The 5743-nt window shown below is 65.3% G+C and carries 9 protein-coding genes; 8 read left to right on the forward strand and 1 reads right to left on the reverse strand.

Annotated elements, in window-relative coordinates; translation table 11 throughout:
- The 3 genes from NTZ26_02335 to holA form a co-directional block, all read left to right on the forward strand.
- Positions 1-807: class I tRNA ligase family protein (locus NTZ26_02335; protein MCX6559331.1), on the forward strand; the 807-nt coding region annotated here is incomplete at its 5' end.
- Between the two features lie 51 nt (positions 808-858).
- Entirely contained in the window at positions 859-1431 is a 573-nt protein-coding gene (locus NTZ26_02340; GenBank protein MCX6559332.1) for an LptE family protein, read from the forward strand.
- Between the two features lie 3 nt (positions 1432-1434).
- Positions 1435-2487 (forward strand): DNA polymerase III subunit delta, encoded by a 1053-nt coding sequence (holA, locus tag NTZ26_02345; GenBank protein ID MCX6559333.1) that lies wholly within the window; start codon positions 1435-1437, stop codon positions 2485-2487.
- Here the strand turns inward: holA and rpsT are convergent.
- Positions 2465-2743 (reverse strand): 30S ribosomal protein S20, encoded by a 279-nt coding sequence (rpsT, locus tag NTZ26_02350; GenBank protein ID MCX6559334.1) that lies wholly within the window; start codon positions 2741-2743, stop codon positions 2465-2467. The genes holA and rpsT overlap by 23 nt on opposite strands.
- Before the next feature lie 76 nt (positions 2744-2819).
- Between rpsT and dtd the strand changes: the two genes are divergently transcribed.
- From dtd to NTZ26_02375, 5 genes are all read left to right on the forward strand, one after another.
- Complete coding sequence (dtd, locus tag NTZ26_02355; protein MCX6559335.1) at positions 2820-3260, forward strand: D-aminoacyl-tRNA deacylase; 441 nt, start codon at positions 2820-2822, stop codon at positions 3258-3260.
- 13 nt (positions 3261-3273) lie between these two features.
- Positions 3274-4473 (forward strand): radical SAM protein, encoded by a 1200-nt coding sequence (locus NTZ26_02360; GenBank protein ID MCX6559336.1) that lies wholly within the window; start codon positions 3274-3276, stop codon positions 4471-4473.
- A complete protein-coding gene (locus NTZ26_02365; protein ID MCX6559337.1) occupies positions 4457-4762 on the forward strand; it encodes a PqqD family protein in 306 nt (101 codons plus the stop codon). The genes NTZ26_02360 and NTZ26_02365 overlap by 17 nt, the downstream gene beginning before the upstream one ends.
- Complete coding sequence (locus tag NTZ26_02370) at positions 4743-5258, forward strand: S24/S26 family peptidase (protein MCX6559338.1); 516 nt, start codon at positions 4743-4745, stop codon at positions 5256-5258. The genes NTZ26_02365 and NTZ26_02370 overlap by 20 nt, the downstream gene beginning before the upstream one ends.
- Positions 5251-5743: radical SAM protein (locus NTZ26_02375; GenBank protein MCX6559339.1), on the forward strand; the 493-nt coding region annotated here is incomplete at its 3' end. The genes NTZ26_02370 and NTZ26_02375, both read left to right, overlap by 8 nt.

Consider the following 5743-nt stretch of genomic DNA (forward strand, 5'->3'; position numbering starts at 1 on the left):
CTGGGCCTCCACGACATCGACGAGCCCTTCCCGCACTACCTGGCCCAGGGCATGGTCAACAAGGACGGCTCGGCCATGTCCAAGTCCAAGGGCAACGTCGTCGACCCCGACGCCATGATCCAGCGCTACGGGGCCGACGCCCTGCGCCTGTTCATCCTCTTCGCCGCCCCGCCCGAGAGCGAGTTCGAGTGGAAGGAGGACGGCCTGGGCGGCTGTCATCGCTTCCTCGGCCGCGTCTGGGGCATCCTGCAGGATGTGTTGGCCTTGGATAGAGAACCCGGCGCCGACTCGCCCGTCGACCCCGCGTCGTTAGCCCGCCTGCGCAAGAAGCTCCATCAGACGATCAAGAAGGTCGGCGAGGATGTCGAGAAGCGATTCCGCCTGAACACCGCGGTCAGCGCCTTCCACGAGCTGGTCAACGCCCTCAAGAAGGATTGGGACGCCGTCCGCGGCTCGTCCGAGGGCCGGGCCCTCCTCCGCCAGGCGGCCGAGACGCTGGCCCTGATCATGGCCCCCTTCACCCCGCACTTGAGCCAGGAGATGTGGAGCCGCCTCGGGCACGAAGGCCTCATCCTCCGCGCGCCTTGGCCGGTCTTCGACCCGGCTCTGGCCCAGGAAGAGAAGGCGACCATCGTCGTCGAGATCAACGGCAAGATCCGCGACAAATACGAGACCGACCCCGAGACCGGCGAGGACGAGATGAAGACCCTGGCCCTGGCCCTGCCCCGGATCAAGGAGCTGCTGGCCGGACAGACGGTCCGTAAAGTCGTCGTCATCAAGGGCAAGATCATCAATATCGTTGTATAATTGCCCCGGAGAGCCGGCTTCCCCCGTTGGGAGCGCTCTCGGGAGCCAACCATGAACAAAAACCCGAACCGCCACCGATCCGCGCCGCATGCGTCCGCAAAGTCAGGCTTGCCCGTGATCGCTGCCGTGTTTATCGCCATGGCCCTAATGACGCTGATCACGGCCTGCGGCTATGTCCTCGTCGGCACCGGCCCCCTGCCGGCCGGGATCAAGCGGGTCCAAGTGCCGCTATTCGAGAACAAGACGACCCGCTTCGAGCTCGATCTCAAGCTGACTCGGGCCGTCATCAACGAGTTCGTGTCCCGCGGCTCGGTCGAGATAACGACCGACGCCGCCAAGGCCGACGCCGTTTTGAAGGGCCTCATAACGAATTATATCGTCAACCCGATCGCCTTCTCCAATCAGAAGACGGCCGACCGTTACGACATCCTGGTGGTGGCCGATATCACGCTCACGGATGTCCGGACCGGCAAGATCATTTACGCCAATCCCTCTTATCAGTACAAGACCGAATACCAGGTTCCGCAAGGCGCGGACTTCGAGTCCTCGGAATCCGAGGCCCTGGACGTCATGGCCAAGCTCTTCGCCCGCGGCCTGATCGTGGCCATCCTGGAGGGTTTCTAAAAAATGGCGGAAGCCAAGGCCGGCTATCTATATCACGGCGAGGAGCTGTTCCCCGCCCGCCGCGCCCTGGAAGCCCTCAAGCGCATGCTGGTGACCGCCGAGGGCGAACCGGCCGCCGAGGAGCGCTTCGACGCGGCCTCGGTCTCCTGGCGCGATATTTTGGACCATGCCCGCAACGTGCCCTTCTTCTTCTCGCCCTGGCGGCTGTTCGTCGTGGAGATGAGCAAGGCCGCCGAGGCCGACCTGGATAAAGCCGAGGAGGCCGTCCTGCGCGAGTTCTTCGCCGCCCCGACGCCCAAGACCACACTGGTCGTGCTGTACCAGGGCAAGCTGGCCCGGACCAAGGGGATCCTTAAGCTGTTCGAATCTTTGCCGGGGACCGTCGTCCGGGTCGAGGAGATGAAGCCGTACAAAGACCGCGATTTAGCCGGCTGGATTGAAGAGTCCGCATCCAAGCTGGGCAAGCGGGTCGCCCCCGACGCAGCGGCCCGCCTGATCGAGATCGTCGGCAACGACCTGCGGCTTCTCGACTCCGAACTGGAAAAGCTGGCCACTTACGTCGGGGAGAAGAAGCTCATCGAACACACGGACGTCCAGGCCGTCACGGACTGGGTCAAGGCGTTCGACGAGTGGGAACTGACCAATATGCTCGAGGCGGGCCAGGCCGGGCGGGCCATATTGGTTTTGGACAAGCGCCTGGCCGAAGGCATCCCGGCCCAATTGCTGATGAACAACCTGGCCTCTTTTTTTCGCGACATCCTATTGGGGCGGATCGGCTTGGCCGAGGGCCGGGAGAGGAAGCTCATCTTTTCCGAGGTCCGGCCGCAGATCAAAGAGTCGTGGCGCAATCTCTACAACGAGAAGTTCCGGAATTTTTTCGCCGTCGTCGACCGGCTGCCGGCTGCCGAGCTGACCCGCCTGCTGGCGGCGCTGGAAGAGATCGATCTGTTGATTAAAACTTCGGACACAGAGGCCCAGCCTCTCTTGGAAGCGTTTCTCTACGATTTCGGCCGGACGATCGCCCGGCCGTCCGTCACTTCGCGGGGTCGGGCTTGACGGCGTCGACCTGACGGCTGAGGCGGGATTTATAGCGGGCGCCGGTGTTGGCGTGGATGGTGCCCTTCTTGACCGAGCGGTCGATTACCGAATAAGCGCGCGGCAGAGCCTTCTTGGCGGTCTCTTTATCCTGATCCTCGACAAGCGAGCGGACTTTCTTGACCTCGGTCCTGAGCGTGGACGTGTTCGTCTTGTTGATTTTGGTGCGGCGGACGCTGTGGCGCTGGGCGCGGACCGCGGAAACATGCTTGGCCATTGGTATCTCCTTGGAAGCCGCAATATGATAGAATAAGGGCGTCGGAAAGTCAACGCGGTCCTTTATTATCAATAAGATGAAAATCGTCCTCCAGCGCGTATCCCGGGCCCATGTCGCCGTGGACGGGGTCGAGGTCGGCCGCGTCGGGCGCGGCCTATGCCTGCTGGTGGGGATTGAAAAGGGCGATTCCGACGCCGACGTCGAGCGCCTGGCTGCCAAATCGGCCGAGCTGAGGGTCTTCCCCGACGCCGCGGGCAAGATGAATCTGTCCGTGGCCGAGGTCGGGGGCGGCGTTCTGGCCGTGTCCCAGTTCACCCTGGCCGGCTCGACCGAGAAAGGCCGACGGCCCGGCTTCGACAACGCCGAAGAGCCGTCTCGCGCGGCCGAGCTCTTCCGGGCCTTCGTCGAGGCCCTCCGCGGGCGCGGGCTCGCGGTTGCCACCGGCGTCTTTCAAGCCGTGATGGAAGTCCACATCGTCAACGACGGGCCGGTGACGTTCGTCCTGGCCTCTCGCTGAGAAAGCCGAATTTATGCCTCGTTCCCCGTATGTCAAAACGCTTTCCATCGCCGCTTGGTCCCAGCCCGGCGGCCCGGGCCGGCGCCTCCGCCAGCTCGACCTCGAGCTGACCGAGCGCTGTAATTTCAACTGCCTCCACTGTACGATCAATCGGCCTGCGGACGACACCGACGCCGAAGCGTCCGAAATGAGCTTGGAGAAGATCGTCGAGATCCTCCGCCAGGCGACTGCGCTGGGCGTCCTGACCGTCCGCTTCACCGGCGGCGAGCCGCTCCTTCGGCCCGACTTCGACGACATCTACCAGGCGGCCCGCGGGCTGGGCCTGCGCGTTTCGCTCTTTACCAACGCCTCCTTGATCACGATCCGCAAGGCCGAGCTTTTCAGCCGCGTCCTGCCGCTCGAGCCGGTGGAAGTCTCGATCTACGGCATGACCGAGGCGACGGCGGCCGCCGCGACCCAGACCAAGGGCGCCCGCCAGGCCGTTTCGCGGGGCCTGAAGCTCCTCGAGATGTACGGCGTCAAGTTCATCCCCAAGTTCGTCCTCCTGCCGCCGAACCAAGCCGAGTTCACCGAGTTCCGCCGCTGGGCGGGCGAGCGGCCGGGCGCTTTGCACACCCCCGCCTTCGTCCTGCCGTCCGACCTGCGGGCCCGCCGCGATTCGGGCGCCGCCAACGCCCGCCTGGCCAAGCTGCGGTTGGCGCCGGCCCAGGCGGCGGCCTTCGGCGCGGCGGAATCGGACGAGCCCCAGCGGGAGCTGCGGGCCTTCTGCCGGGCCCAATGCGGTCCCCAAGGGCCCGGCCTATTCGGTTGCGGCGCCGGCACGGAAACGGCCTGCATCGACGCGTATGGGCAGTTTCAGTTATGTCTCCGGCTGCGTCATCCCGAAACCACCGTGGCCCTGGGCAAAGACGGGCTGGCCGGCGCGCTGTCGTCCTTCGTGCCGAAGGTGCGCCGCCGCAAAGCCCAAGATGCCCGTTACCTGGAGCGCTGCGCCGTCTGCTTCCTTAAACCCCTCTGCGAACAATGCCCGGCGTCCTCGTGGATCGAGAGCGGCAAGCTCGACGCGCCGGTCGAATACCATTGCCGGATCACCCACGCCCAAGCCTTTACCTTGGGCTTGTTGGAGAAAGGCGAGCAGGCCTGGAAGGTCAAAGACTGGCGGCGGAGGCTTGACGGTCCCGCCGCGGGAGGTCGCGATGTCCGCTCCGCCTGAACTTGATGAGGTCTTCGTTCGCTCGTCGGACGTCGTCGCCCGGGTGATCGAGGGAGAGCTCGTCATTGTCCCGCTCACCGGCGGCGTCGGCGATTTGGAAGGGGAGCTGTTCTCTCTGAACGAAACCGGCCGCGCGATCTGGGACCGGATGGACGGCCGCAGCCTGCGCCGTGTCATCGAGGACTTGGGCGAGGAGTTCGACGCCCCCCCCGAGACTCTGGCCAAAGACGTTCTCGGCCTGATCGGGGAGCTTCTGCAGAGGTCCATCATTGTCCGGCAGGCCGGCTGATCCCGAATCGCGGGACGACTCGGAGCCGGGGATTCTACGCCTCGGGACTCCCGGCCTGGCCGATCTGATGCGCGGCATCCTGGCCGAGGGACGCTCCGTCCGTTTCCGGGCCGGCGGGTCGAGCATGCGCCCGCACCTTCGCGACGGCGACATCGTCCTCATCGGCCCGGTCGCGAGGCCTTACGAGATCGGCGACGTGGCCGCCTTTGCCGGCTCCCCGGAAGGGGCTCTTCTCATCCATCGCCTGGTCGGAATCCAGGACGCTGCATTTCGCTTCAAGGGCGACAGCGCTAAATTTTTCGATCCGCCCGTTCCCCGGGACGACGTCTTCGGGATCGTCCTGTCCGTCGAGCGCCGCGGCCGCTCCGTCCGCTCCGCCGGCCGGAAAGGGAAGAGGCTGGCGGCCCGCTTGAGCCGAGTCGGCTTCTTCGCTGCGATTCTATCGGCCGGCTGGAAGGCCAAGCGGCTTTTGGGGCGGAGGCGGACCGATGCCTGAGCCGGGCCCGCGGACGATGCCCCTCGACCGGCACGAGGCCTGGGCCAAAGTCCGGGCGGCGGGTGGGGTTCATTCCTTCGAGTTCGAGGCCACCGCCCGCTGCAACAACGACTGCCGTCATTGTTATGTCAACCTCCCTGCGGGCGACGCGGCGGCGCGAGCGCGGGAGATTTCGGCCCCCGTCTTTGATCGCATCGCCGAGCAGGCCGCGGCACTTGGCGCCCTCTGGGTTCTCCTGACCGGCGGCGAGCCGCTCTTGCGGGACGATTTCGAAGAGATCTATCTGGGCTTGAAGCGCCGGGGATTCCTGATCACCGTCTTCACCAACGCCTGTCTGGTGACGGATCAACATGTCCGGTTGTTCAAGGCCTACCCGCCCCGCGACATCGAGGTCACGATCTATGGCGCGGATGAGGAGACCTACGAGCGGGTCACCCGGACCAAGGGCTCTTTCCGAGCTTTCCGGCGCGGCCTCGACCTGCTCA

The sequence above is a fragment of the Candidatus Aminicenantes bacterium genome (assembly GCA_026393855.1).
Lineage (GTDB): Bacteria > Acidobacteriota > Aminicenantia > Aminicenantales > UBA4085 > UBA4085.

Bases quoted from the DNA above. Each gene is read 5' to 3' on its own strand.
- NTZ26_02340 (MCX6559332.1), top strand. From the start codon at position 859: ATGAACAAAAACCCGAACCGCCACCGATCCGCGCCGCATGCGTCCGCA.
- holA (MCX6559333.1), top strand. From the start codon at position 1,435: ATGGCGGAAGCCAAGGCCGGCTATCTATATCACGGCGAGGAGCTGTTC.
- dtd (MCX6559335.1), top strand. From the start codon at position 2,820: ATGAAAATCGTCCTCCAGCGCGTATCCCGGGCCCATGTCGCCGTGGAC.
- NTZ26_02365 (MCX6559337.1), top strand. From the start codon at position 4,457: ATGTCCGCTCCGCCTGAACTTGATGAGGTCTTCGTTCGCTCGTCGGAC.
- NTZ26_02360 (MCX6559336.1), top strand. From the start codon at position 3,274: ATGCCTCGTTCCCCGTATGTCAAAACGCTTTCCATCGCCGCTTGGTCC.
- rpsT (MCX6559334.1), bottom strand. From the start codon at position 2,743: ATGGCCAAGCATGTTTCCGCGGTCCGCGCCCAGCGCCACAGCGTCCGC.